General features: G+C 60.0%; 30 protein-coding genes and 2 pseudogenes. 19 read left to right on the top strand and 13 right to left on the bottom strand.

The window, feature by feature from the left end; translation table 11 throughout:
- Window positions 1-129: 129 nt before the first annotated feature.
- Window positions 130-432, bottom strand: a complete 303-nt coding sequence (locus tag Q8L89_09290; GenBank protein MDP1709237.1) for a HigA family addiction module antitoxin — start codon at window positions 430-432, stop codon at window positions 130-132.
- A 9-nt stretch (window positions 433-441) separates the two neighbouring features.
- The gene (locus tag Q8L89_09285) at window positions 442-723 is read right to left on the bottom strand and encodes a type II toxin-antitoxin system RelE/ParE family toxin (GenBank protein ID MDP1709236.1); all 282 of its coding nucleotides are present in this window, start codon (window positions 721-723) and stop codon (window positions 442-444) included.
- 287 nt (window positions 724-1,010) lie between these two features.
- Here Q8L89_09285 and dcm point away from each other — a divergent pair, with 287 nt between their 5' ends.
- The 8 genes and pseudogenes from dcm (at window position 1,011) to Q8L89_09245 (ending at window position 5,955) form a co-directional block, all read left to right on the top strand.
- A complete protein-coding gene (gene dcm, locus Q8L89_09280) occupies window positions 1,011-2,273 on the top strand; it encodes a DNA (cytosine-5-)-methyltransferase (GenBank protein ID MDP1709235.1) in 1,263 nt (420 codons plus the stop codon).
- A 23-nt stretch (window positions 2,274-2,296) separates the two neighbouring features.
- Window positions 2,297-2,581: a hypothetical protein gene (locus tag Q8L89_09275; protein MDP1709234.1), complete on the top strand. Its 285-nt coding sequence runs from the start codon at window positions 2,297-2,299 to the stop codon at window positions 2,579-2,581.
- A complete protein-coding gene (vsr, locus tag Q8L89_09270) occupies window positions 2,581-3,027 on the top strand; it encodes a DNA mismatch endonuclease Vsr (GenBank protein MDP1709233.1) in 447 nt (148 codons plus the stop codon). The genes Q8L89_09275 and vsr overlap by 1 nt, the downstream gene beginning before the upstream one ends.
- Window positions 3,024-4,253 carry a type II restriction endonuclease gene (locus Q8L89_09265; GenBank protein MDP1709232.1) on the top strand — a complete coding sequence of 410 codons (1,230 nt, stop codon included), beginning with the start codon at window positions 3,024-3,026 and terminating at the stop codon, window positions 4,251-4,253. The genes vsr and Q8L89_09265 overlap by 4 nt, the downstream gene beginning before the upstream one ends.
- Before the next feature lie 29 nt (window positions 4,254-4,282).
- Window positions 4,283-4,447 (top strand): annotated as a pseudogene (locus tag Q8L89_09260) (addiction module toxin RelE).
- Window positions 4,448-4,786: 339 nt separating this feature from the next.
- Window positions 4,787-4,984 (top strand): type II toxin-antitoxin system VapB family antitoxin, encoded by a 198-nt coding sequence (locus Q8L89_09255; protein MDP1709231.1) that lies wholly within the window; start codon window positions 4,787-4,789, stop codon window positions 4,982-4,984.
- Entirely contained in the window at window positions 4,981-5,349 is a 369-nt protein-coding gene (locus Q8L89_09250; GenBank protein ID MDP1709230.1) for a type II toxin-antitoxin system VapC family toxin, read from the top strand. The genes Q8L89_09255 and Q8L89_09250 overlap by 4 nt, the downstream gene beginning before the upstream one ends.
- 102 nt (window positions 5,350-5,451) lie before the next feature.
- On the top strand, window positions 5,452-5,955 hold the full coding sequence (locus tag Q8L89_09245) for a hypothetical protein (GenBank protein ID MDP1709229.1): 504 nt from the start codon (window positions 5,452-5,454) through the stop codon (window positions 5,953-5,955).
- Between the two features lie 73 nt (window positions 5,956-6,028).
- Here the strand turns inward: Q8L89_09245 and Q8L89_09240 are convergent, their stop codons facing one another.
- Window positions 6,029-6,241 (bottom strand): transketolase C-terminal domain-containing protein, encoded by a 213-nt coding sequence (locus Q8L89_09240; protein MDP1709228.1) that lies wholly within the window; start codon window positions 6,239-6,241, stop codon window positions 6,029-6,031.
- A gap of 85 nt (window positions 6,242-6,326) precedes the next feature.
- Here Q8L89_09240 and Q8L89_09235 point away from each other — a divergent pair.
- Both Q8L89_09235 and Q8L89_09230 read left to right on the top strand, forming a co-directional pair.
- Window positions 6,327-6,515: pseudogene (locus Q8L89_09235) on the top strand (phage integrase N-terminal SAM-like domain-containing protein).
- Window positions 6,516-6,529: 14 nt separating this feature from the next.
- The gene (locus tag Q8L89_09230) at window positions 6,530-7,303 is read left to right on the top strand and encodes a zinc-dependent peptidase (GenBank protein ID MDP1709227.1); all 774 of its coding nucleotides are present in this window, start codon (window positions 6,530-6,532) and stop codon (window positions 7,301-7,303) included.
- A gap of 23 nt (window positions 7,304-7,326) precedes the next feature.
- Here the strand turns inward: Q8L89_09230 and Q8L89_09225 are convergent, their stop codons facing one another.
- From Q8L89_09225 to ppsA, 10 genes are all read right to left on the bottom strand, one after another.
- A complete protein-coding gene (locus Q8L89_09225) occupies window positions 7,327-8,364 on the bottom strand; it encodes an alpha-ketoacid dehydrogenase subunit beta (protein MDP1709226.1) in 1,038 nt (345 codons plus the stop codon).
- Window positions 8,361-9,338 (bottom strand): pyruvate dehydrogenase (acetyl-transferring) E1 component subunit alpha, encoded by a 978-nt coding sequence (gene pdhA, locus Q8L89_09220; protein MDP1709225.1) that lies wholly within the window; start codon window positions 9,336-9,338, stop codon window positions 8,361-8,363. Before pdhA ends, Q8L89_09225 begins: the two co-directional genes overlap by 4 nt.
- Before the next feature lie 52 nt (window positions 9,339-9,390).
- Window positions 9,391-9,903 carry an Hsp20/alpha crystallin family protein gene (locus tag Q8L89_09215; protein MDP1709224.1) on the bottom strand — a complete coding sequence of 171 codons (513 nt, stop codon included), beginning with the start codon at window positions 9,901-9,903 and terminating at the stop codon, window positions 9,391-9,393.
- Between the two features lie 150 nt (window positions 9,904-10,053).
- Window positions 10,054-10,677 carry a hypothetical protein gene (locus Q8L89_09210; GenBank protein ID MDP1709223.1) on the bottom strand — a complete coding sequence of 208 codons (624 nt, stop codon included), beginning with the start codon at window positions 10,675-10,677 and terminating at the stop codon, window positions 10,054-10,056.
- A gap of 113 nt (window positions 10,678-10,790) precedes the next feature.
- Window positions 10,791-11,246, bottom strand: a complete 456-nt coding sequence (locus Q8L89_09205) for a hydrogenase maturation protease (GenBank protein MDP1709222.1) — start codon at window positions 11,244-11,246, stop codon at window positions 10,791-10,793.
- Window positions 11,243-12,529, bottom strand: coding sequence for a Ni/Fe hydrogenase subunit alpha (locus Q8L89_09200; protein ID MDP1709221.1), 1,287 nt, complete (start codon window positions 12,527-12,529; stop codon window positions 11,243-11,245). The genes Q8L89_09205 and Q8L89_09200 overlap by 4 nt, the downstream gene beginning before the upstream one ends.
- The gene (locus Q8L89_09195) at window positions 12,522-13,325 is read right to left on the bottom strand and encodes a sulfhydrogenase subunit delta (GenBank protein MDP1709220.1); all 804 of its coding nucleotides are present in this window, start codon (window positions 13,323-13,325) and stop codon (window positions 12,522-12,524) included. Before Q8L89_09195 ends, Q8L89_09200 begins: the two co-directional genes overlap by 8 nt.
- A gap of 1 nt (window position 13,326) precedes the next feature.
- The gene (locus Q8L89_09190) at window positions 13,327-14,178 is read right to left on the bottom strand and encodes an FAD/NAD(P)-binding protein (GenBank protein ID MDP1709219.1); all 852 of its coding nucleotides are present in this window, start codon (window positions 14,176-14,178) and stop codon (window positions 13,327-13,329) included.
- Window positions 14,175-15,305, bottom strand: a complete 1,131-nt coding sequence (locus Q8L89_09185) for a 4Fe-4S dicluster domain-containing protein (GenBank protein ID MDP1709218.1) — start codon at window positions 15,303-15,305, stop codon at window positions 14,175-14,177. Before Q8L89_09185 ends, Q8L89_09190 begins: the two co-directional genes overlap by 4 nt.
- Before the next feature lies 1 nt (window position 15,306).
- Complete coding sequence (gene ppsA / locus Q8L89_09180; GenBank protein ID MDP1709217.1) at window positions 15,307-17,727, bottom strand: phosphoenolpyruvate synthase; 2,421 nt, start codon at window positions 17,725-17,727, stop codon at window positions 15,307-15,309.
- 180 nt (window positions 17,728-17,907) lie between these two features.
- Between ppsA and Q8L89_09175 the strand changes: the two genes are divergently transcribed.
- The 9 genes from Q8L89_09175 to tolR all read left to right on the top strand — a co-directional run bounded on the left by Q8L89_09175 (window position 17,908) and on the right by tolR (window position 24,730).
- Window positions 17,908-19,266, top strand: a complete 1,359-nt coding sequence (locus tag Q8L89_09175) for an MBL fold metallo-hydrolase (GenBank protein MDP1709216.1) — start codon at window positions 17,908-17,910, stop codon at window positions 19,264-19,266.
- Window positions 19,267-19,280: 14 nt separating this feature from the next.
- Window positions 19,281-20,180, top strand: coding sequence for a diguanylate cyclase (locus tag Q8L89_09170; protein MDP1709215.1), 900 nt, complete (start codon window positions 19,281-19,283; stop codon window positions 20,178-20,180).
- Between the two features lie 102 nt (window positions 20,181-20,282).
- Window positions 20,283-21,029: a YebC/PmpR family DNA-binding transcriptional regulator gene (locus Q8L89_09165; GenBank protein MDP1709214.1), complete on the top strand. Its 747-nt coding sequence runs from the start codon at window positions 20,283-20,285 to the stop codon at window positions 21,027-21,029.
- Between the two features lie 5 nt (window positions 21,030-21,034).
- Entirely contained in the window at window positions 21,035-21,547 is a 513-nt protein-coding gene (ruvC, locus tag Q8L89_09160; GenBank protein ID MDP1709213.1) for a crossover junction endodeoxyribonuclease RuvC, read from the top strand.
- A complete protein-coding gene (gene ruvA, locus Q8L89_09155) occupies window positions 21,544-22,152 on the top strand; it encodes a Holliday junction branch migration protein RuvA (GenBank protein ID MDP1709212.1) in 609 nt (202 codons plus the stop codon). The genes ruvC and ruvA overlap by 4 nt, the downstream gene beginning before the upstream one ends.
- 12 nt (window positions 22,153-22,164) lie before the next feature.
- Entirely contained in the window at window positions 22,165-23,220 is a 1,056-nt protein-coding gene (gene ruvB, locus Q8L89_09150; GenBank protein MDP1709211.1) for a Holliday junction branch migration DNA helicase RuvB, read from the top strand.
- Window positions 23,213-23,632, top strand: coding sequence for a tol-pal system-associated acyl-CoA thioesterase (ybgC, locus tag Q8L89_09145; GenBank protein ID MDP1709210.1), 420 nt, complete (start codon window positions 23,213-23,215; stop codon window positions 23,630-23,632). The genes ruvB and ybgC overlap by 8 nt, the downstream gene beginning before the upstream one ends.
- Complete coding sequence (tolQ, locus tag Q8L89_09140) at window positions 23,622-24,293, top strand: protein TolQ (GenBank protein MDP1709209.1); 672 nt, start codon at window positions 23,622-23,624, stop codon at window positions 24,291-24,293. Before ybgC ends, tolQ begins: the two co-directional genes overlap by 11 nt.
- A complete protein-coding gene (tolR, locus tag Q8L89_09135; GenBank protein MDP1709208.1) occupies window positions 24,293-24,730 on the top strand; it encodes a protein TolR in 438 nt (145 codons plus the stop codon). The genes tolQ and tolR overlap by 1 nt, the downstream gene beginning before the upstream one ends.
- The last annotated feature ends 6 nt before the right edge of the window (window positions 24,731-24,736 follow it).

Genomic DNA, 24,736 nt, shown 5'->3' with positions numbered 1-24,736 from the left:
AAGCGCGTGCAGCAACATGCTGCCCAGGACACTCGCGAGGCCCGAGCGGAAGCACTGGCGGTAAAACGCAACATGAATCCGACGAATGAGACTTGATCCCGGAGTTGTTGAGTCCGGATTATTTGTCTACTACGCGGCTTTTAAAGGCTGCACATCTTTTTCCAGACGGCCATTCAAGGCCACTTGCGCGACTTCCATATCGTAATGAGACTGTAAGTTAAGCCAGAACTCCGCCTCCATGCCGAAGAACCGGCCAAGCCGAAGCGCGGTATCCGCAGTAATGGCGCGGCGGCCATGTGCAATTTCATTGATGCGGCGCGGCGTAACCTTAATGCTCTTGGCAAGCCGGTACTGGCTCACGCCCAAGGGCTCAAGAAACTCTGTCAACAGAACTTCGCCGGGATGAATCGGTGGGAAATCGCGCTTAGTCATAACTTCACCTCAATGGTAATCAACAATCTCGACTTCAAAGGCATTGTTGCCTCGCCACACGAAACAAACCCGCCATTGCTCATTGATGCGGATACTGTGCTGGCCCTTCCTGTCCCCGCGCAGCACTTCTAAATGATTCGACGGCGGCACACGCAATGTGTCCAGACGGCTAGCGGCATGCAGCATGTTGAGTTTAATCACCGCTTTGCGCTGAATCGCCTGCGGCAATTTAGCGGAAAAGCGGCCATGAAAAAGTGCCTTGGTTTCCTTGCACTTAAAGGTCTTGATCACGGAAGAATAGTATCCCATCAAGATAGTATCGTCAACGGATATTATCCAAACAATATATGGCACTTTTGAGTGAGGCCCCAAGCCGTGAACAGCGTCGGGCAGCGCTGCTCTCCGGCTTACCCAAATTCACCGACTTGTCAGCTTGACCCCGAAATTCAATGCTGTACCAACACATGGCCAATTACCGGCGCCACTTTTAAGGCTTACGCAAAAAAAGAGGGGGGGCTATTCCATAAGGGACAATTTTAGGGCAGAATGTCCTAAATTATTCCCTGAGAGGACGGGCCATGACACAACCACAGCCCATCGACCTGCTGAAGCAGGCTCGCGCCCGCTATAGCCAAAGAGAGCTTGCCGCACTGCTCGACGTGGATATCCGTACCGTCCGCCGTTGGGAGGTGCGAGAAACCGACCCACCACCCTATCTGGCCGATGCCATACGGCAGCGGATATTGCCTTTGGCGGCAGTCGATGAAAATGTAGCCGATGATTCGTTTAGCTTCATTGATCTTTTCGCAGGAATTGGCGGAATCCGGCTGGGCTTCGAAGCCCACGGCGGGCGTTGTGTGTTTACCAGCGAATGGAACAGCTTCGCCCAAAAGACCTATCTGGCCAATTTCCCGCAGGACACCGTCCATACTTTCGCGGGCGACATCACCAGCATTGATGAAAGGGATGTCCCCAATCATGACGTGTTGCTGGCCGGGTTCCCGTGTCAGCCATTCAGTATCGCCGGTGTGTCCAAGAAGAACGCGCTTGGCCACCCGCACGGGTTTGAGTGCGCCACGCAAGGCACGCTGTTTTTCGATGTGGCCCGCATCATCGCAGCCAAGCGGCCAAAGGCGTTCCTGCTGGAGAACGTCAAGAACCTGCTCTCGCACGACAAGGGCAATACTTTCCGCGTAATTCTGCAAACCCTGCGGGATGAACTCGGCTACGACGTGCATTACAAGGTCATTGATGGCCAGCACTTCGTTCCGCAGCACCGCGAACGGATCATCATCGTCGGGTTCCGCGAGAAAACCGGGTTTTCGTGGAACGACCTGCAACTGCCCGCGAAAGGCCCGCGCCTGTCCTCAATCCTGCATCCGCAGGACGGCAGCGAAGCACCGGAAGAACCATTCACAACTGGCCCGAAGGCAGTGGTGAGCAGCAAATACACGTTGACGCCGAAACTGTGGGCTTATCTGCAAGCCTATGCGGAAAAGCACCGCGCAGCCGGTAACGGCTTTGGCTTCGGTCTGGCAGGCCCTGATAATGTGGCACGCACCCTGTCGGCCCGTTACTACAAGGACGGCTCCGAAATCCTCATTTCACAAGGCAAGCGCAAGCGGCCCCGCCGCCTGACGCCGCGCGAATGCGCGCGGCTCATGGGGTTTCCGGATGACTTCAGGATTCCAGTGAGTGACACACAAGCGTATCGTCAATTCGGAAACAGTGTTGTTGTGCCGGTCATGCGCGAGATCGCTCGAATTATGGCGCCACGTGTCATTGAACTGATACAGCAGGAGAAAAGTGGCGTCCATCAGGCGCCGCTGATTGTTGCATGACTATCCATAAGGAGTGACATACCATGAATACTATGAATGCATCACGCATCCCTGATTTTTCCGACAAGAGCTTCGACGGCATGTTGATGTGGTTTTCTGAAATGTCGGTACGCGATCTGCTGTTTCATCCCGACGATGCTCCAGAAACAATCATCTCCATTGCCACCGGTGAAAAATTTTTCACTGCCACTGAGTGTCGAAATCTTGAAAGCACCCTTGCAACCATGTTTCGGCAGTTCGGTAGCGATGTTTACGAAGCCGCCTATCCGATCTTCATGAAACGCATGAATATACAACTGGATGCTTGATGGTTGACATTGTAGACACCGCAACCCGAAGCCGGATGATGGCCGGTATTCGGGGGCGGAACACCAAGCCGGAGATACTTGTTCGCAGCTTGCTGCACCGGCAGGGTTTCCGGTTCCGGCTGCATGTGCGCGATCTTCCAGGAAAACCGGATATTGTGTTGCCACGCTACCGCGCTACCATTTTTGTCCATGGCTGTTTCTGGCACGGCCATGACTGCCCGTACTTCAAGTGGCCAAGAACCCGCCCAGACTTCTGGCGGAAGAAGATCAGGCACAACCGTGCCAACGACCACAAGGCAAGACAGGCGTTGCAGGCTGCGGATTGGCGTGTCGGCATCGTGTGGGAGTGCGCCATTCGGGGCGCGGACAAAGATATTGAAGGTGTAGCACGTCGTATCGGCAAATGGCTGCACAGCAACAGGCTACTCATGGAGGCAAGGGGATGAAGCAGGGCTATCTATCGCAATATTTCGATGGTGTTGCACTGAAACGTCTAAGCGCCGTTGAGGCGGATGTAATCCGTTCGAACCAGCACGAGTTCAACGGCGTTGAGGGACTGCGCAGCATTCTCGGCGAACCGGACGGGAAAGTCCGGTATGAGGCAAAGTTTCTATATCTCACCGATAACGATGCTGAACCCATCATCGAAGATGGCTTCCTGACTTGGTATGACGCCCGGCAGAAAGCCCGTCTTGAGCGCGGGGTGAACCGATGTGAATACCGGCTCTACTTCCCGACCAACCTGGTATCGCAGTGCGCGACCGCTGGTGATTTGTTGGTGATTGCAAAGCGCCCGGACAACACCTTGCTGGCGATCGTGGCCGAAAAAGACACCACCATTGCGCGGCAAATCATGTGGCTGTTCGGTTTTTCCGAACTGACCCATCCCGGATTTTCGATTCGTGAGGAACTGGAAACCGAACAGGACAGGGTTGAATTTGCATCCCGCTTCATTCTTGAAAGCATCGGTGTTGTCGTCGAGACAACTGAGGAAACCTGGCTGGATGCCATGCTTGAAAAATTCAAGGGCAGCTTTCCAACAACAAGGGAGTTCTCCGCCTATGCCCGTTCCACTCTGAAGGATGTAAACCCGCAGGATGGGCCGGATGATGTATTGATGGTCTGGATGGAACGGGAGGAAATCCTGTTCCGCACCCTCGAACGGCATCTCATAGGAGATCGCCTTGCAAAGGGCTTTGATGGTGACGTGGATAGCTTCATTGGGTTCTCGCTTTCAGTGCAGAACCGTCGAAAAAGCCGCGTTGGCCTTGCACTCGAAAACCATCTTGAACTGATGTTTGACGAATGCGGCATACGCTATTCACGTGCCGCTGTCACGGAAAACAAAACAAAGCCAGACTTCATTTTTCCGGGGCAGGTCCAATATCACGACCCGGCATTCAATCCCCTGAACCTGACCATGCTTGGTGTGAAATCAACATGCAAAGACCGCTGGCGGCAGGTGCTGGCGGAAGCCGACCGTATCGAGCGCAAACACCTGCTCACGCTGGAAGCGGCCATCAGCACCAACCAGACCGATGAAATGCAGGCCAAGAACCTGCAACTTGTCTTGCCACGTAGCCTGCATGGCACCTACACGGAAGCGCAGCAAGCATGGCTGCTGGACGTATCAGGATTCACTTCCTTGGTGCGTGAACGACAGAACGCCTAGAGAAAAGTCACCCCATACACTCCACCGAAAAGCATGGTGGGGTGCGCGTGATTTACTACTACCGCAGCTACAGTATGCCGCTCTATTTGCTGACTTTGTTCGCCAAGAATGAGCGGGATAATTTAAGCAAGGCAGAGCGCAACGAGTTGGCAAAGCTGGTGGGTATTTTGATTGCAGCGTGGTTTGAGAGGTGAGATATGGGAAATACTTTTGACAGAGTAGCAGGTAGGGTCAGGCCTTTAAGTAGCAGGTAGGGTCAGCAGGTAGGGTCAGGCCTTTACGTTCTACTACACAACTTCCCAGCCGCAAAATCAGCGCGGGGGCAATAACGAAGCGTATTGTCCTACGATACTGCGGTAAGTGATCCCGGGTTACGGCGCTTCGCGTCTAACCCAGGCTACGCTTGCTGCCGGGCTTCAGTTGTAGCGTTGGAAGTCAGGGCGAATGTACCTTGCCACCCGATACACAATCATGCTATTAATCATCAAATGATGCCTGATTTAGGCATCTCATCCTTGATTGGGGGAAAACCTATGAGAACCACGCTGAACATTGAAGACGAGCTTCTTGCCAAGGCGCAGCGCGTTAGCGGCCTGAAGGAAAGGACTGCGTTGGTCCGGGAGGGGCTTAAGGCCTTGATCGAGCGGGAGAGTGCCCGGCGCTTGGCGCAGTTGGGCGGTACTGAGCCGCAGTTGCAGCCTGTTCCCCGGCGTCAGTCCGACTTGGCGTGATCCTGGTCGATAGTTCGGTCTGGATTGACCACCTGCGCGCCGGTGAGCCGGCGCTACTGGATATTTTGAACGCCGGCCGGGTGCTGGCACACCCTTTTGTCGTCGGCGAGCTGGCCTGTGGCAATCTGAAGAACCGCAAAGAGGTTTTGTCACTATTGCAGGACCTGCCCGCTGCCCCAGTCGCTACCGATGAGGAGGTGCTGTTTTTCATCGAAAGACACGGCTTGATGGGTAGGGGTATCGGTTATGTCGACGCGCATCTCCTGTCTGCAATTTCTCTGGCGGGAACCGGGCGACTCTGGACACGGGACAAACGTCTCTGCGCAATCGCCGAGTCGATGAGCCTGGCTTTCGAGACGGCATAGTCATCGAGCAAAGCAGGAAAATCGGGCAACCGATTTGAAATCATAGCCGGTGCTCAGACGACCGCGACCGACTGAACCGTCGCAGGGAGTGAATTCAAGTCCATGCCATCCTTGATCTATTGCACGCAGAAGCTGCTGGCGGAAATCCCGGATCGCCTTATTGACCCGTCTGCTTCCGGCGAAAGCTGGCACGCCAACCTGCTGCGGATTGATCGGCGCAAGTGCGTGCTGTTCACGCACGACGCGACTTTGTACTCGGTGTTCGTGCCGGGCTTGAAAAAACCGGAGTTCGAGCACCTGGACGAGGTTTTCGGCCAGCGCCTGTTCAAGGCGCTGCTGTGGGACGGGTTTCCCCAAACGCAGATCGAACGGATGCTGGAGGCTTGCCGCGTGATCCGCTGCACCCGCTCCGGCAACCGCAGCGTGCTGGGTTCGATGAACGACATCCGGTTTCATATCGGAGTGAATGTGGAACATGACGGCGGCCTGATAAACATTGATTTGGCTGATCTCCACCACAGGCTGAACCGCATCCCCATGGGTGCCATCGGCTACGGGTTTCCGGTCGAGCGGCTGCGGGAATACCTGGCGCAAGCGCCCGGCTGACAATTGACAGCCGCTTCGACATGCGGCATCCGCAACGACGATTTGACCAGATGTTCCTGAATGTAGTGCCGCGTTACTCCTCGCGCGGCCCCACCATGCGCCGTACCGCCTGCACCACGGCTGCGGCATCCGGAATCGAGGCGGCCTCGAGTGCACCGTTGTACGGCGTCGGCACATCGGCGGCGGCGCGGAGGATGGGGCCGTCCAGTTCGAAAAACAGGGTTTCCTGTAGCGCGGCGACGATCTCTGCGCCGGCGCCGGCAAATTTGCAGTCTTCTTCCACCACGATGGCGGTGATGGCTAGTATTTTTCTATTCGCGGATAATCCTCACCTGGTCAATATATTAACGCCTTTTCAGGACACCCCAAAGATGACTGATAAACCAACCCCTAAGCTGCTTGAGCAGGTGCGTGGAAAAATCCGCCTGAAGCATTACAGTATCCGCACCGATCAGGCGTATTTAAACTGGATTAAACGCCTTCTCCTGTTCCAGGGCAAGCGTCGCCTCAGGGATAAGGGGCCGCAAGACACCAGAGCGTTTCTCAGGAATTTGGCAGTGCATACGTATCCCGCATGTTCTGGAGTTTAAAAGCCTGGCGGCGGCGCCGCATTCTGAGGCGTGAACCGCTGCCGGATGAGGTATGGCGGTGCGTGGTGGCGCGGCTCACCTTCCTGCATGGTTTAACGGCAGATGAGTTTGCCCGCTTGCGCGCATGGGTTGTGCTGTTCCTGCACGGCAAGAAATTCAGCGCGGCGGGTGGCCTAGCGGTCACCGACGAGATGCGCGTGATGATTACGGCGCAGGCGTGCGTACTGATTCTGAATCTTGATCTCGATTATTACGATGACTGGGTGGAGATCATCGTTTACCCCGGCGGATTTGTTGCCGATCACGAATATGAAGACGAGGCAGGCATCGTGCACCACGCACATGACCCGCTCAGCGGTGAATCGTGGCCGCGCGGGCCGGTGATTCTATCGTGGGAGGATGTTGCCGCTGACGAGTTAACGCCGGGGCACAACGTGGTGATACACGAATTCGCCCACAAGCTCGACATGCGTAACGGTGAGGCGAACGGCTTTCCTCAGTTGCACGCAGCGATGAGCCAGCCGGCATGGGGCGCCGCATTCAGCACGGCTTACGCCGATTTTTGCCTGCGGGTGGACGCGGGCAAAGACACGGGGATAGACGCTTACGCTGCGGAAAATCCGGCGGAGTTTTTCGCGGTGATGAGCGAGGCATTTTTCACTATGCCGCACCGGGTGCAGCAAGCGTATCCAGCGGTTTACCAGCAACTGACGCTGTTTTACCGCCAAGACCCCTTGGCGAGGCTCAACAAACAGTAAGCACAAGCACCCAACAAACCGCGCTACTCCTCGCGCGGCCCCACCATGCGCCGTACCGCCTGCACCACGGCTGCGGCATCCGGAATCGAGGCGGCCTCGAGTGCACCGTTGTACGGCGTCGGCACATCGGCGGCGGCGACGCGCAGGATGGGGCCGTCCAGTTCGAAAAACAGGGTTTCCTGTAGCGCGGCGACGATTTCTGCGCCGGCGCCGGCAAATTTGCAGTCTTCTTCCACCACGATGGCGCGGTGCGTTTTCTTGATGGACGCGACCAGCAACGGCAGGTCTATGGGCCGCAGGCTTCTGAGATCAATCACCTCCGCATGGATGTCATCTGTGGCAAGTTCATCCGCCGCCTGCTGGCACACGTCCACCATGCGTTGCCAGGCGATGAGCGTGACGTGTACGCCCGGACGCCGTACCGCCGCACTGTGCATGGGCGGGGCCTCGGCATGGATATCGAACGGGCCTTTTTTGAAATAGAGCAGTTCGTGCTCGAGCACAATGACGGGGTCGTCCGCGCGCACGGCCTGGGTAAGTTGCCACCAGGCATCCTGCGGCGTAGCGGGCGCGACGATGCGCAGCCCCGGCACGTTCATCACGGTATGTTCCAGCCGTTGCGAGTGCTGCGCGGCGAGTTGTTTGGCGACACCGCCCGCCATGCGCACTACCAGCGGCACGCGAAATTGCCCGCCGGACATATAGCGTATCTTCGCGGCCATGTTGATGATGGCGTCCAGCGCCAGCAGCGCGAAGTTGACGGTGGTGATTTCAACGACGGGGCGGCCGCCCACCATGGCTGCGCCCACGCCCAATCCGGTGAAGCTGTTTTCCGAGATCGGCGTATCGCGCACGCGCCACTCGCCGTACTTTGCATACAGGCCTTGCGTTACGCGGTAGCTGCCGCCATAAAGGCCGACGTCTTCACCCAGAACGAACACTGCGTCGTCCGCGGCCAGCGCGTGATCGAGCGCGAGGTTCAGCGCCTCCCATACCATGAGTTCGTGACGCGGGCGCGCGGGCGCAATCATCTCGGCGTCTGCGTTGCGTGCGTGCGTCATGGCACACCCCGGTACACATCGAGCGGCTGTGTGTAGACATCTTTATACAGATCGGCAGGCGGCGGGCTTTGCTCGGCGAAACGCACCGCCTCATCGACTGTTTCGTGCACCTTTTTGAACAGCGCTTCGATTTCGTCCTCACTGATCCAGTCTTCTTGCAGCGCGCGGTTACGCAGATTCAACAATGGGTCGCGCGCCTTCAGCTCGGCCATTTCCAGCGCCGAGCGGTAGGCGCCACTGTCCGCCATCGAGTGGCCGCGGAAACGGTAGGTCTCGCATTCCAGCAGAAATGGGCCGCTGCCGCCGCGCACGTGTTGCAACGCCTCCTGCGTGGCCTGGTGCACCGCGAGCACGTCCATGCCGTCCACATGTTTTCCGGGGACGCCGCTGGCGCAGCCGCGCTTGTACACCTCGGTGACGGCGGAGTTGCGGTGGATTTCCGTGCCGATCTGATAGCGATTGTTTTCGCAAATGAACAGCACCGGCAATTTCCACAGCGCCGCCATGTTGAGCGATTCGTGAAAGGTGCCCTGATTCACCGCACCTTCGCCGAAGTAGCACAGCACGACATCGGGCGATTGCTTCATGGCGAGCCAGTAACCGACGCCGATGGCCAGCGGAAAGGTTTCGCCGACGATGGCGTAACCGCCGAGGAAGCGGTGCTCGGCGCTGAATAAATGCATGGAACCGCCGTAGCCGCCTGAGCATCCGGTGGCGCGCCCGAACATCTCGGCCATGATGGCATCGGCGGACACACCGCGCATCAAGGCATGCACATGCTCGCGGTAGGTGCTGACGACATAGTCGCCCGGCCCCGCCGCACGCAGGCTGCCGACCGCAACGGCTTCTTCACCCGGATAGAGATGCAGAAATCCGGCGATCTTCCCTTGCGTGTATTGCTCGGCGGCGGTCTCTTCGAAACAGCGCGCCAGCAGCATGTCGTAGAAAAACTGCTTGATGAGGTCCCTCTGCATCTTGTCTCCTGGCGCACACAGGCGGCCTTGCCAGCCTGTGTTCACGGGCTGGTTATTGCACCGTGATGCTGTGGCGTTTGGCCTTTTCCTTCTTGGGCATCGATATCTCGAGCATGCCGTCCTTGAACACCGCCTTGGCCTTGCTGTCGTCCACCTCGGCGGGCAGGCTGACGGTGCGGGCAAATGACCCGCGCGAAATCTCGCAACGGTAGTAATTTCCCTTCTCTTCCTTTTCCTCGCGCCGCGTGCTGCCCTTTATTGTAACCGTGCTGTCCGTCAATGACACATCCACGTCTTTCTTGTCCACACCGGCCAGCTCGGCACGCACGACAATCTCGTCATCGCGATCCACCACATCCACACGCGGGATGGGGATGGTGGGCGCGGCCAATTCACCCCACGACGGCCAGTTCCAGCGCCCGTGGCGCATCAGACTACGCGGAAACATGCCCTCGAACATGCGCTCCATTTCTTCAAACGGACTCAGTGCCGTGACCGGTACGGTTTTTGGCGTTTCTGCGGATTTTGCCGGGGCTTCTATCGGTTGTTTGCTGTTATTTGCCATGATGACTCTCCTCGATAATGTGATCCAGGCTGTCTCATCACATCGATTCATGTGACACTAAATCATGGTAGAAATCGGGCACTTGAGACGCTTTGATCTGGATCAATATTCGGCGGTATTTTTAACGAAGTACGGCGGCTCGCAGTGGCCTCAGGCGGCAAGGGCGCCGCCCAGCAGCCACCACACCCCCACGCCGGAGCTGAGCATGCCCGCCCCGGCGCCGAGCCACACGCGCCCCTGTCGCAGGCGTGTGACCAACGCGCCCTGCGCGCGCGCCAGTGCCGACGTAAACAGCGTCATCGACAAAATGCTGCCGGCGGAAAAGCAGACGAGATACGCTGCATAGGCGGGCAGCGATTCAAGCAGCAACAGCGGCGCCATAATCATGATGCCCGCCGTACCTGCGAGGCCGTGCAGCATACCGACCCAGAGCGGAAGCATGGACGATGTATGGCTGTTTGCCTGCGCTTTACGTCCGTCGCGCAGTGTAATGCTCACCCGCCACAGACCGAGCATGATGAGCACCGCGCCGACCGCCACCTCAAAACCAGTTTCAAACACAGGCGCGACGCGCATGCCGAGCACTGCAAGCGTGAGGGCGGTCGCGCACAGCGCAACACTGTGCCCGCAGCCCCACAGCAAACCCGAACGCTGCGCATGACGTGGCGGCGCACCGGGCGCGACCTGCGCCGTCATCGCGGCAATATGATCGGGGTCGAAGCTGTGCAGAATACCCAGCAGTACGCCGCCGGCCAATATCAATATCACGTCCATAGCCACCCCCTATTGGATATATGATGTGCCGTCATTCCGGTGCTGTAAATTCAGTGGATTGCTGGATTCCCGATTGCGCGGGAATGACGTTTCTCGAATAAATCATAGGTTCCCTAATCATTTAACCAGGTCGTCACTTGAGCATGCGCGGCGGCGGTCAGTTGCGGAACACACCGCTCCGCCTCGGCGCTCAATCCGGCGCTGCGCCCGCTGTCGCTGACCTCAAGCCCAAGCAGGCAAAGACGCCTGGGCATGGCCTCAAGCGCCGCCGCCAGTGCCACCGCCGCCGCCACGCCGAAGCCGTGGCTCGACAGCGATGCGCCGCCGAGGTCTGCGATCGCTGCGCCTTCCACGCAGTGGATGCGCCCGATCTCACCCTGCGCGCGCACCGCATCCAGCAGCACGACGCTGTCGTTGCGCTGCCAGTGTTCGCACAGCGCCGGGCCGGGGCGATCCAGCGTTTTCACCTCCACGCGATCGTCCTCAAACAGGCCGCGCAGCGCTTCGGCGGCAAGCCAGCCGGCCTGATCGTCGCCCCATGGTGAACCTACGCCGATCACGCGGATCATGTGCGCTCCACCGTGAGATCGAGAAAGTGCGTGGAGCACGAGATGCACGGATCGTAGTTGCGTATGCCGGCCTCCAGGTGTGCGCGCAACGCGGCATCATCCAGATCGATGTTTTCCTCGACGGACGCACGCAGATCCGCTTCGATCTGCGCCTGATTCTGGCTCGTGGGTGGCACGATGCGCGATTTTTTTACTATTCCCGCAGCATCGAATTCATAGCGTTGCCACAGGATGCCGCGCGGCGCCTCGGTGCAGGCCATGCCGATGCCCGCGCGCGGCTCGACCTCGACATAGGCCCGATCCGGCACGCGGTAGTGCTCCAGGATGGCAACGGCCTCGGTGAGCGCGATGTGCACCTCCAGCGCGCGCGCCACGATGCTGTGATACGGATTGCGGCTGGGCCAGACGATGCCGGTCTCACGTAACAGCCGTGCGCTGGCGGCGGGCAGATGATCGAGATTGTTGTTGACGCGCGCGAGCGGCCCAACCCAATAGGGCTTCCCGTCCAGCGTCGCATGCAGCGCGGTGGAGTGCGGCACCTGCCGCTCTTCGACGTAGTCTTCAAATTCTTCGGCACCGATGCTGAGCCCTTCGCACGAAACAATGCGGCCTTCGTTCATCGGATATTCCGCTGCATGGTGCAGCGAAATAAACGGCGCGTGGCGGATGACGGCCGGTAGTTCGAGTTGCGCCGTCCAGCGCACCAGATCTTCCGCATCGTTCACCGCCGCGCGCAGGCGCTCAAGCAACTCCGCCGCTGCGGCTGCGTCCGGCGCGCGGTAGAATCCGCCCACGCGGGCGCCCACCGGGTGCACGGAACGCCCACCCAGCAGGCTCACAATACTGTTGCCCAGCCCTTGCAGGCGCATGCCGCGGCGCACGATGTCCGGATGTTTTTGGGCCAGCGCCATCGCGTCGGGAAAGCCGAGAAAATCCGGCGCGGCCAGCAGGTGGATGTGCAGGCTGTGACTCTCCATCCACTCGCCGCAGTAATAGAGCCGCCGCAGCTGGCGTATCTCGGGGGTGATTACCACGCCGAACGCCGCTTCGATGGCATGCACCGCGCTCATCTGGTAGGCGACCGGGCAAATGCCGCAGATGCGCGCGACCATGTCCGGAATTTCCTTCCAGCTTCTCCCTTCCAGAAACTTTTCAAAAAAGCGCGGTGGTTCGAAAATCTCGAGACGCAGCTCCGTCACCCGTCTGTCCGCGATGCGCACATACAGCGCGCCCTCACCTTCGACGCGGGCCAATACCGGAACCTCGATACGGCGATCACTCATGCGGGCGGCTCACGGACATCGCCGGCTTCTCCCACGCGGATGCCGCCGCCTGCATCGCGGGCGCCCAGCCGTTGATGAAACGGAAGCGGCGCACGATCTCGTCAGCGGACAGACCCAGCGCCTGAAAACGGCGGCCCAGCGCGCGCGCGTTGCCGTCCTCCTGCGGCCCGAAGCAGCCGTAACAGTCGCGCTCATAGCGCGGGCACAGTGCTCCGCAGCCGGTGCGCGTGACGGGGCCCAGGCACGGCTCCGCCTTGGCGACCAGTACGCACACATTGCCCGCGCGCTTGCATTCCATGCAGACCGACTCGCCGGGTATGCGCGGCGTGATGCGCGCAAGTACGTCGCCCAGTACGCGCTTCAACTGCTGCTGGTCGATCGGACAGCCCCACAACTCGGCATCCACCTTGACGTGCGCCGAGACGGGCGTGGACTGCGCGAGGCTGTCGATGTAATCGGGGCGCGCATAGATCGCGCGCACAAACTCGCCGTGATCCTGCCAGTTGCGCAGCGCCTGCAGACCCCCTGCGGTGGCGCACGCGCCGATGGTGATGAGCATGCGGCTCGCAGCGCGCACCTGCTGGATGCGCTGTAAATCCGCCGAGGTTGAAATCGAGCCCTCCACAAAAGACACGTCATACGGGCCCGGCTGCATGACGCTGGTGGCCTCGGCGAAATGCACAATCTCCACCTGGCGCGCCAGGGTGAGCAGATCCTGCTCCAGATTCAAAAACTGAATCTGGCAGCCGTCGCAGGAGGCAAACTTGTGCACGGCGATGCGCAGTTTCTGTGTCATGTCAAAAACCCTTTACCGCCAGCAAGGTGCGCACCTCGGCGTAGGCAAACACCGGGCCGTCCTTGCAGATGAATTTGCCGCCGAACATGCAATGTCCGCAATGTCCCACCGCGCAGTGCATGTTGCGCTCCAGCGAGAGATAAATATCATCCAGCGCCATGCCGCGCTGGAGCAGGCTTTCCGCCACCGCACGCATCATCGGCTCCGGCCCGCACATCATGGCCACACCCTTGAACAACTCCGGCTCTACATCGTCCAGTGTTTGCGTGACCAGGCCCACGCGGCCACGCCATTCCGGCGTACCCTTGTCCGCCGTCAGCAGCACCTGGGTGTCCGGCGCGCCGCACCAGCTCTGAATGCGATCGGTGTAAATGAGATCGTCCGGATGCTTCACGCCGTGACATATGGTGAGCGCGCCATATTGCGCGCGGCGTTGCAGCGCATAGTGGATCATGGAGGTGGTCGGGGCGCAGCCGAGGCCGCCGGTAATCAGTAACAGGCTGCGTCCGCGCGCCGCCTCCAGCGGCCAGCCGCGCCCGAACGGGCCGCGCAGGCCCAGTGTGTCGCCCGGCTTGAGTTGCTGCAGGCCCTGCGTGACGCGCCCCACCGCGCGTATCGTGTGATCGATGAGCCCCGGATTATCGGGGTCGGAGACTATCGAGATCGCCACCTCGCCCGCGCCGATCAGATACAACATGTTGAACTGGCCGGGCTGAAAACTGTATGCCGCGCGCGCAGTTTCATCGCACAGACGCAGGCGCAGCGTGAAGATATCGCGCCCTTCCTCCAGCCGCTCCACCACCTCCGCACGCTGCGGCAGATACGGATTGATGGCGTGCGCCATAGCGCTCATATATCTGTGGCCTTCTGCGCCCCGGGGGTGGCGCGGATGGCATTCACTTCCTCAATCAGGTCGATACCGGTGGGGCACCAGGTGATGCAGCGCCCACAGCCCACGCAGCCGCTGGTGCCGAACTGCTCGATCCATGAGGCAAGCTTGTGCGTGAGCCACTGGCGGTAACGCTGGCGGATCTGCGGACGGATCTGCGCGCCGTGCAGGTAGCTGTGATCCAGCGCAAAGCAGGAATCCCACTGGCGCCGGTGTTCGCTCACGGCGCCGTCGAGCGAGGTCACGTCCGTCTCGCGGTGACAGAAACAGGTGGGGCATACCATAGTGCAATTGCCGCACGACAGGCAGCGCTCCGCCACATCATCCCAGCGCGGATGTTCGAGATTGTCAAACAGCAGCGCCTGGATATCGGTGCTGTCCATGCGCCGTGTCTGTGATACCGCTGCGACCTCGATGGCCTGCGCCGCAGAAGCCTCATCTCCCGCCTCTGCACTTCTCAGCGACAACGCGGCAAGTACCACCGCACCTGCCGCGCTGCCAGATTCCAGCAGAAAATCATCTTCCAGTTCGGTGAGCGCAAGATCATAACCTCCGCGGGCACGCGGGCCGGTATCCATCGAGGCGCAGAAGCACGTCGTCGCCGAGCGCGTGCAGTTCACCGCGACGATAAACAGATTTTCGCGCCGTGTCTGATAATACGGGTCGGCATAGGGGTTGTGGCTGCCCGCCAGAAATGTACGATCCTGCACCTGCATGCCTGCGATGTCACACGCGCGCGCTCCGATCACCGCGACGGGCCGCGCCTCGGGCAGCGTCTCCTTGAAGGAAACCATACCCTCGGCGGATACCGTCCACAGCCGCTCTTCCGGCGCAAACAGCAATCGCTTGAGCGATTCGGGGCCGTGCACGTAATCAAAAAACCGTCCATTGCCTGAATCTTCGAGCCGGTAACTGCCGGGCTGCTGCGCACTCACAAGACCGACAGGTAAATCCTCTGCGCGCGCGATCTCGTCGAACATAATGGCACCGGCGCGCTCACGCGGCCCCATTACGCGGTAACCCTGAGCTGCAAGCGTCTGGATAAGCCTATCGAAATCCACTCGCGCCAGCAGCCGGGATTGTGCAGTCATATCATTTCGCGCCGGGCGCTTGTTTCAAATCCGCCTCCAGTTGCACGATGCGCAACGTGGTCTTGAGCACGGTGTCCGGATTGAGTGATATGGAGTCGATGCCCGTGCGCACCAGAAACTCCGCCACCTCGGGATAATCCGACGGTGCCTGTCCACAGATGCCGGAATGGCGCCCGTTGCGGCGCGCACCCTCCACCGCCAGCCGCATCATCTCCAGCACGCCGGGGTCACGCTCGTCAAACTCGAACGCCACCAGCGCGGAATCGCGATCGACGCCCAGCGTAAGCTGGGTAAGATCGTTTGAGCCGATGGAAAAGCCGTCGAACAGCTTCGCGAATGCGTCGATCTGCATGACGTTGTTGGGTATCTCGCACATCACATACACTTCCAGCTCATTTTTGCCGCGCTCCAGCCCATGCTGCGCCAGCGCGGCAATGACCCGTTCGCCCTCCTCCACCCGGCGGCAGAAAGGCACCATGAGCTTGACGTTGGTGAGGCCCATCTCCTCACGTACGCGTTTCAGCGCACGACACTCCAGCGCAAAACCCTCAGCATAGTCAGGATGGGTGTAACGTGCCGCACCGCGAAACCCCAGCATGGGATTTTCTTCCTGCGGTTCAAAATCCTTGCCGCCGACAAGGCTGGCGTACTCGTTCGATTTGAAATCCGACAGCCGTACGATTACCGGCTTGGGGTAAAATGCGGCGGCGATGGTCGCCACGCCCTCGGCCAGCCGCGCAACAAAATATTCGCTTTTGTCCTTGTAGCCTGTGGTCAGCGCTTCTATCTCCTTGCGCACACGGCGATCGGTGATACGCTCTGGGTACAGCAGCGCGAGCGGATGAACCTTGATGCTGCTGTTGATAATGAACTCGATGCGCGCGAGGCCCACACCGTCGTTGGGGATGAAAGACATCCCGAAGGCCTGATCCGGATCGGCCAGATTCATCATGATTTTTGTGTGTGGCCTGTCGAGATTTGTGAGCTCAGCGCGCTCTACCCGGTAGTTCAATTTTCCGCGGTAGATATTCCCCACATCGCCTTCGGCACATGACACCGTAAATTCCTCGCCGGACACCAGCGCCTGTAGCGCGCCCTCCGCACCCACCACCGCGGGAATGCCCAACTCGCGCGCCACGATGGCGGCATGGCAGGTGCGGCCACCGCGGCTGGTCACGATAGCGGCGGCCTGCTTCATCACCGGCTCCCAGTCGGGCGTGGTGGTCTCGGCCACCAGCACCTCGCCGGGCTGGAAATCTGCCAGGTGGTCGACACCGGCGATGAGACGCGCCATACCTGCGCCGATTTTCTGTCCCACGCTCTTGCCCTGCAACACCGGCGCGGCGTGCTCTTCCAGCACGTAGGTTTCCAGCACATCGCCACGGCGTTGCGATTGCACGGTTTCAGGCCGCGCCTGCACAATAAATAATTCGTTGCTAACGCCATCCTTGGCCCACTCGATGTCCATCGGCTGGTCGTGTCCCGCCTGACGTGAATAATAATCTTCGATCTTGAGCGCGTAATCGGCCAGCGTCATCACTTCGTCGTTGCTGATACAGAATTTTCTGCGTTCGGCCTCCGGCACGGCAAGGTTACGTGTAGAGGCTCCCACTCCGCCCTCGGCGTACACCATGCGCAACTGCTTGCTGCCTGCGCGACGCCTGATCAGCGGCTGATGACCGGCACGCAGGGTGGGCTTGAACACATAGAATTCATCCGGATCCACCGTGCCTTGCACAATATTTTCGCCCAGGCCGTAGCTGCCTGTGATAAAAATTACATCGCGGAAACCGGTCTCTGTGTCGAGGGTAAAGATCACACCGCTCGCGGCGAGATCCGAACGCACCATCTTTTGCACACCGACGGAAAGGGCCACCTGAAAATGATCGAAGCCCTGGTCGATGCGATAGGAAATGGCGCGGTCGGTAAACAGGCTGGCCAGGCATTTGATTACCGCCTCGCGCAACGCACCGTGGCCGCAGATATTGAGATAGCTTTCCTGCTGCCCGGCGAATGAGGCCGTGGGCAGGTCTTCGGCGGTGGCAGATGAGCGCACGGCAACATCGGTCTGCGCCGCTCCATACTGCGCGCACAGCTTGTCGTAGGCCTCGCGTATCTCGCCCCACAGGTCTTCCGGAATACCCGCGCCACGAACCAGGTCACGCGCGAGCGCACCGCGCCGCGCGCGCTCGGCCACACCCTGCGTGTCAATACCCGTCATCAGGCGCTGCAATTCATCGCGCACGCCCGCACTGTCAAGTACATGCCAGTAGGCCTGCGCGCTGACGGCAAAGCCATTGGGCACCTTCACGCCCTGCGCACCCAGCGCGCAGTACATCTCACCCAGCGAGGCATTCTTGCCGCCGACCACAGGCAAATCCTGCAAGCCAATCTTGTCAAACCAGAGTATATAGTTGGGCATGGTTCTTGCCAGCTAAATAAATTGATGGGTATGGCATGCCATCAGAGCCATTTGTATTGTATGTTAACCATGTCACGGCCTGTTTGATATAGGTCAAGCAGGCCATGACATGTGCGCCACACTGTTGCCAGTAGTGTGGCAGGCTCGGGCCTTACGCAGGCAACCTTAAAGGAGAGGCAGGTGAAGATACGTTTTCTGGGTGCGACCGGTACCGTCACCGGCTCCAAGTACCTGGTCACCTGCGGTAGCAGAAAAATACTGGTGGATTGTGGTCTGTTTCAGGGCTACAAACAGCTGCGCTTGCGTAATCGCGCGGCATTGGCGGTGGATCCCCGCGAAATCGATGCTGTCGTGCTCACGCACGCCCACCTTGACCACAGCGGCTATCTCCCGTTACTGATCAAAAACGGCTTTAAGGGCAAGGTGTATTGCAGCGCCGCAACCCGTGACTTGTGCGGCATTTTGCTGCCGGACAGTGGTTACCTGCAGGAAGAAGAGGCGCGCTACGCCAACAAGCGCGGCTATTCCAAACATGCCCCGGCACTGCCGCTGTACACAGAAGAGGACGCCAGGAACGCCTTGCGCCAGCTGTCACCCATAGCCTTCGAGCACGATGCTGATCTGGGTGCCGGCCTGACGTTGCGGCTGATTCCCAATGGCCACATCCTCGGTTCAGCGTGTGCGCTGCTCAGTGATACGCACATGCGCCTGCTGTTTTCAGGTGATCTGGGGCGCCCGCATGACCCTACCATGTATGCACCACGCCCCATACAGCATACAGACTACCTGGTAATAGAGTCGACCTACGGCAACCGCCGTCACGACCAGTCTGATCCGCAGGAAGAGCTGGCAGAAGTCATCAACCGCACTGTCGCACGCAGTGGTATGGTGCTGATTCCGGCCTTTGCGGTGGGCCGCACGCAGACCTTGCTGCATTACCTCCGCTTGCTGAAAGACGCCGGCACTATCCCCGACATCCCGGTGTTTCTCAACAGCCCGCTCGCCACAAGCGCCACAAATATCTTCTGCGATAATGCAGACATACATCGCCTCACCCCTCAGGAATGTGAGGCGATATCGGGCATGGTAAAGTACGTCAACAGTGTCGAAGAGTCCAAGGCGCTCAACCGGCGCAAGGGGCCGATGATCATTATCTCCGCGAGCGGCATGGCGACCGGTGGGCGCGTGCTGCACCACCTCAAGGCGTTCGCGCCTGATGCGCGCAATACCATTCTGTTTTCCGGCTTCCAGGCCGGGGGCACGCGCGGTGCGGCGATGCTGGATGGTGCCGAATCGGTCAAGATTCACGGCGAATACATACCGGTGCACGCCGAAGTGGCGGCGCTCGACAATCTCTCCGCGCATGCAGATTATGTCGAAATCATCGACTGGCTGCGGCATTTTGATGCGCCCCCTCGCACCACCTTCATCACCCACGGCGAGCCCGCCGCCGCGGACGGCCTGCGGCAGCACATCGAAGAACAACTGGGCTGGCAGGTGGTGCTACCGGATTACCTGGAAACCGTCGCGCTGGAGTAACAAGGGTAAGAGCTATGGGAAATCTGCCGTTGGCAGCCAAGATTCTGGAAAACATCATGGAGGGCGTGGTCATCACCGACGCGCACAAAAACATCGAGTATGTGAATCCGGCGTTTTGCACCATCACCGGCTACAGCGCCGGGGAAGTGATCGGCAAGAATCCTAAAATACTGAAGTCTGGTCACCACGATGAGGCTTTTTACAAAACCATGTGGGCCAGCCTTGCGCGCACAGGCCAATGGCAGGGTGAAATCTGGAACCGGCGCAAGAACGGCGAGGTCTACCCGGAATGGGAAAACATCGTCATCATCCGTGATGACGCGGGCAGCATCATCAATTATGTCGCCATCTTCAGCGACATCAGCACACTCAAGCACAAGGAGCAGCGCTTTTATCATCTTGCCCATCATGATGCGCTCACCGGCCTGCCCAACCGCCTGCTGTTCGACGATCGCCTGCAGCAGATGCTGGCCCAGGCCAGCCGCCAGAGTCAAATGCTGGCGGTGCTGTTTATCGATCTCGACGATTTCAAGACGATCAACGACACGCAAGGTCATGCGGTCGGCGACCAACTGCTGCGCATCGCCGCCGAACGCCTCATGGGTTGCGTGCGCAGCGCCGACACCGTCGCCCGTCTCGGCGGCGACGAATTCACTGCGCTGCTGACCAATATCGCCAGACGGCGTGATGCGGAGCTGGTGGCACAAAAAATACTTGAAATGCTGGCGCGCGCATTCGTGATCGGCAAGCAGGAGCTGTTCACCACCGCCAGCATCGGCATCGCGCTTTACCCTGCCGATGGAGTCGACGCTGAGACCCTATTCCATAACGCCGACAGCGCCATGTACTGCGCCAAACAGGCTGGCAAAAACAAATACCGGCTATACAGCCCAACCCTGGCCCCGGCTGAATAGCCCGTCCCGCTCCGGGACAGATTCAGACCGTTACATCGGCTGTTTTTGTTGCCGCTGCGCAGTGCTAGAATGCCCGGCAGGACTCACGGCAGGACGGGGTACATGGCAGGTCATTCCAAATGGGCCAATATTCAGCATCGCAAGGGCGCCCAGGACGCCAAACGCGGCAAGATATTCACCAAGCTTATCCGTGAAATCACCGTATCCGCGCGCATGGGCGGTGGCGACCCCGCCACCAACCCGCGTCTGCGTCACGCCATCGACAAGGCGCTGGATCAGAACATGACGCGCGATACCATCGAGCGTGCGACCAAGCGCGGCGCCGGCAAGCTTGAAGGTGAACACTACGAAGAGGTGCGCTATGAGGGCTACGGCCCGGGCGGTGCGGCGGTAATAGTCGATTGCATGACCGACAACCGGGTGCGCACCGTGGCCGAGGTACGCCACGCCTTCACCAAGTGCGGCGGCAACCTCGGCACCGACGGGTCGGTGGCCTATTTGTTCACCCAGCGTGGCGTGTTCTCCTACGCGCCGGGCAGCGATGAAAACAGTATCATGGAAGCGGCGCTGGAGGCGGGAGCCGACGACATCATCACCCACGATGACGGCTCCATCGACGTGCTCACCTCACCCGAACAGTTTCTCAGCGTCAAGCAGGCGATGAGCGCGGCAGGGCTCGCACCGGAACAGGGCGAGGTCACCATGCAATCATCCACCAGTGCCACGCTTGGCATGGACGATGGACAGCGCATGGTCAAACTGCTCGACATGCTGGAGGACCTCGACGACGTGCAGAATGTATATTCCAATGCAGACATCCCCGATACCGTGATGCCCAAAACGGCGTGACACACATCCGTATCCTTGGCGTTGATCCCGGCTCGCGCCTCACCGGTTTTGGGGTGATCGATATTGCAAACGGCCGGTCGTGCTATGTCACCAGCGGCTGCATACGGCTGCCCGATGGGCCGCTGGCGGAGCGCCTGAAAGTCATTTTCGAAAGCATGACAGAACTTGTTGCCAGCCACCGTCCTGACATCATGGCCGTTGAACGTGTATTCATGCATCGCAACGCCGATTCCGCGCTCAAGCTCGGGCACGCACGCGGCGCGGCAATCTGCGCCGGCGTCACACAGGGCCTCGAAATTACCGAGTACACACCGGCGGAAATCAAACAGGCCGTGGTCGGGCGCGGCAATGCCGCCAAGGCGCAAGTGCAGCACATGATATGCGTGCTGCTCAAGCTTCCCGGGAAGCCGCAGGCGGATGCTGCCGACGCACTGGCCGTGGCGCTGTGCCATGGCCATCAGCTGACACCCGCCGCCGCACTGGCGGGCGGGCAACGTTTGCGGCGGTCGCGCCGATGATCGGCCGGCTACGCGGCATTCTGCTTACCCGGCAACCGCCGCAACTCACGCTGGAGGTGCAGGGTGTGGGCTATGATATTGAGGCACCGATGTCCACGTTTTACGAACTGCCGCCAACCGGCAGCGAGGTCGTGTTGCACACCCATCTGGTAGTGCGCGACGATGCACACCTGCTGTTCGGCTTCGCCACCGAGGCCGAACGCCTCTTCTTCCGCAACCTGCTCAAGGTCAACGGCATTGGCGCCAGGGTAGCGCTCACCATTTTGTCCGGTATCACCGTCGCCGGCTTTGCCCGTTGCGTGCAAGACAATGACAGCGCAAGCCTCACCCGCCTGCCCGGCGTCGGCAAAAAGACCGCCGAGCGCCTGATTCTCGAAATGCGCGACCGCCTGAGCGACTGGCATATCGGCCCTGCGCTTGCTGCCGGGTCGGCAGCCGTGCCACTGAGCGAGAAGACCGACCCGGCAAGTGATGCCGTACGCGCACTGATCGCGCTCGGCTATAAGCCGCAGGAGGCGAGCCGCATGGTGCATACCCTTGACAGCGCCGGACTCAGCAGCGAGCAGATCATCCGCCGTGCATTGCAATCCATGGCCAAGGCGTAAGATAGCCCTGCCATGATAGACACCGACCGCCTCATCTCCCCTCAGGCTGCCGCACGCGACGATGACAGCGTAGACCGCGCCATGCGGCCCAAACGCCTGGCCGACTACGTTGGCCAGGCGCCAGTGCGCGAACAGATGGACATCTTCATCCGCGCCGCGCGGGCACGCCAGGAGGCACTGGATCACGTACTCATCTTCGGCCCGCCGGGGCTCGGCAAGACCACGCTCGCGCACATTATTGCCCACGAGATGGGGGTCAACCTCAAACACACCTCAGGACCGGTGCTGGAGCGCCCCGGCGATCTCGCCGCCATCCTCACCAACCTGGAGCCGAATGACGTGCTGTTCGTGGACGAGATACACCGCCTGAGCCCGGTGGTGGAGGAAATCCTCTATCCTGCGCTGGAAGACTATCAGCTCGACATCATGATCGGAGAGGGCCCGGCGGCGCGCTCGATCAAGCTCGACCTGCCGCCGTTCACACTGGTCGGCGCCACCACCCGCGCCGGGCTGCTTACTTCACCTCTGCGCGACCGCTTCGGCATCGTGCAGCGACTGGAATTTTATACGCGCGCCGACCTGCAGCTGATCGTGCAGCGCTCGGCGCAGATTCTGAATCTTGCCCTTGATCCGGACGGCGCCGTCCAGATTGCCGGGCGCTCGCGCGGCACACCGCGCATCGCCAACCGCCTGCTGCGCCGCGTGCGCGACTTCGCCGAGGTCAAGGCCGCAGGACGCATCACAGGTGACATCGCGGATCAGGCACTCGCCATGCTTGATGTCGACAGCAACGGTTTCGACATGATGGATCGCAAGCTGCTGCTGGCCGTAATTGAAAAATTCGACGGCGGGCCGGTCGGCCTGGACAACCTTGCCGCAGCACTGGGCGAGGAGCGCGACACCATCGAAGACGTACTGGAGCCGTTTCTGATTCAGCAGGGCTTCCTCATGCGCACCCCCCGCGGGCGCGTCGCCACCCGGGCCGCCTACCAGCACTTCGGACTCAAACCGCCGCAAAACCATGCCAGCCCCGCCACCTCGCCGGACTTATTTAACGACGATGCCTGAGTCGGGAGAATTTTCCTGGCCAATCCGGGTCTATTACGAAGATACCGACAGCGGCGGGGTAGTGTATTATGCCAACTATCTCAAATTCATGGAGCGTGCGCGCACGGAATGGCTGCGCACACTGGGTTTCGAGCAGGATGCCCTGCTACGCGAAGAGGGCGTGATTTTTGCGGTGCGTGAGATAAGCCTGGACTTCCTCAAACCGGCCCACTTTAATCAATTGCTGCACGTGACGGTAAAACTCATCGAACGCGGCCATGCCAGCCTGGCCTTCGAGCAGCAGGTGCGCGCCGCTCAGGCCGGGCCCGTACACTGCGCGGGCCGTGTCCGGCTCGCCTGCCTCAATCACGCCACACTCAGGGCGTGCGCCATACCGAAAACCATCACCGGGGAGCTTTGCCTTGACCTCTGACCTGTCCATCCTGCATCTCATACTCAATGCCAGCCTGCTGGTGCAACTGGTCATGCTGTTGCTGCTGGTCGTCTCGCTGGTATCGTGGAGCATGATTTTTATCAAACGCGGCTCACTGCAAGCGACACGCGCAGCGGCAGACCTGTTTGAAAAGCGGTTCTGGTCGGGCAATGATCTCAACCTGCTGTACGAGCAAGTGACGCGGCGACCTGACCCGAGAGGGCTGGAGGCGATTTTTGAGGCCGGCTTCAAGGAGTTTGCGCGCCTGCGCAAACAGACCGGTGTGGAGCCGATGGCGGTACTGGAAGGCGCGCAGCGCACCATGCGCGTTGCGCTGTCGCGGGAGGTGGAGGCGCTGGAGGTCAACCTGTCGTTTCTCGCCACAGTAGGCTCCACCAGCCCTTACATCGGCCTGTTCGGCACCGTGTGGGGCATCATGAATTCGTTCATCGGGCTGGGCAACGTGCATCAGGCCACGCTCGCCATGGTCGCACCCGGCATCGCCGAGGCCCTGATTGCGACTGCCATGGGCCTGTTCGCGGCCATACCGGCGGTGATCGCCTACAACAGCTTCGCCGATGACGTCGAACGCCTGCACAGCCGCTATGACGCCTTCCTGGAGGAGTTTTCCACCATCCTGCAACGGCAGGCACACGTATAATGACGCGCGAACGCAAACGGCGCTCGCCGATGTCAGAAATGAACGTCGTACCCTATATCGACGTGATGCTGGTGCTGCTCGTAATCTTCATGATCACCGCGCCCTTGCTCGCGCAAGGCGTCAAGGTGGATCTACCACAGGCCGCCAGCACGCCACTGGAGCCAGACAAGAAAGAGCCGCTGGTGATTACGGTGGACGCACAAGGGGACCTCTATCTGAACGTCGGTGATGGCAAGGAGCGGCCGCTCGACGAAGCCACACTCAGCCAGCGGGTCAGTGCAGTGCTGCGCAACCAGCCCGACACACCGGTACTGGTACGGGGTGACAGAAACGTCGATTATGGGCGCGTCATTAACACCATGACCCTGCTGCAAGGCGCGGGCGCAGCCAGCGTGGGCCTGGTTACCCAGTCTCCACCCGCACCTGGCCGCCAATAACCACGC

It is taken from the genome of Gammaproteobacteria bacterium (assembly GCA_030680605.1).
Taxonomy (GTDB): Bacteria; Pseudomonadota; Gammaproteobacteria; order SURF-13; family SURF-13; genus JAQBXX01.
This window is presented reverse-complemented; position numbering and strand designations above follow the sequence as displayed.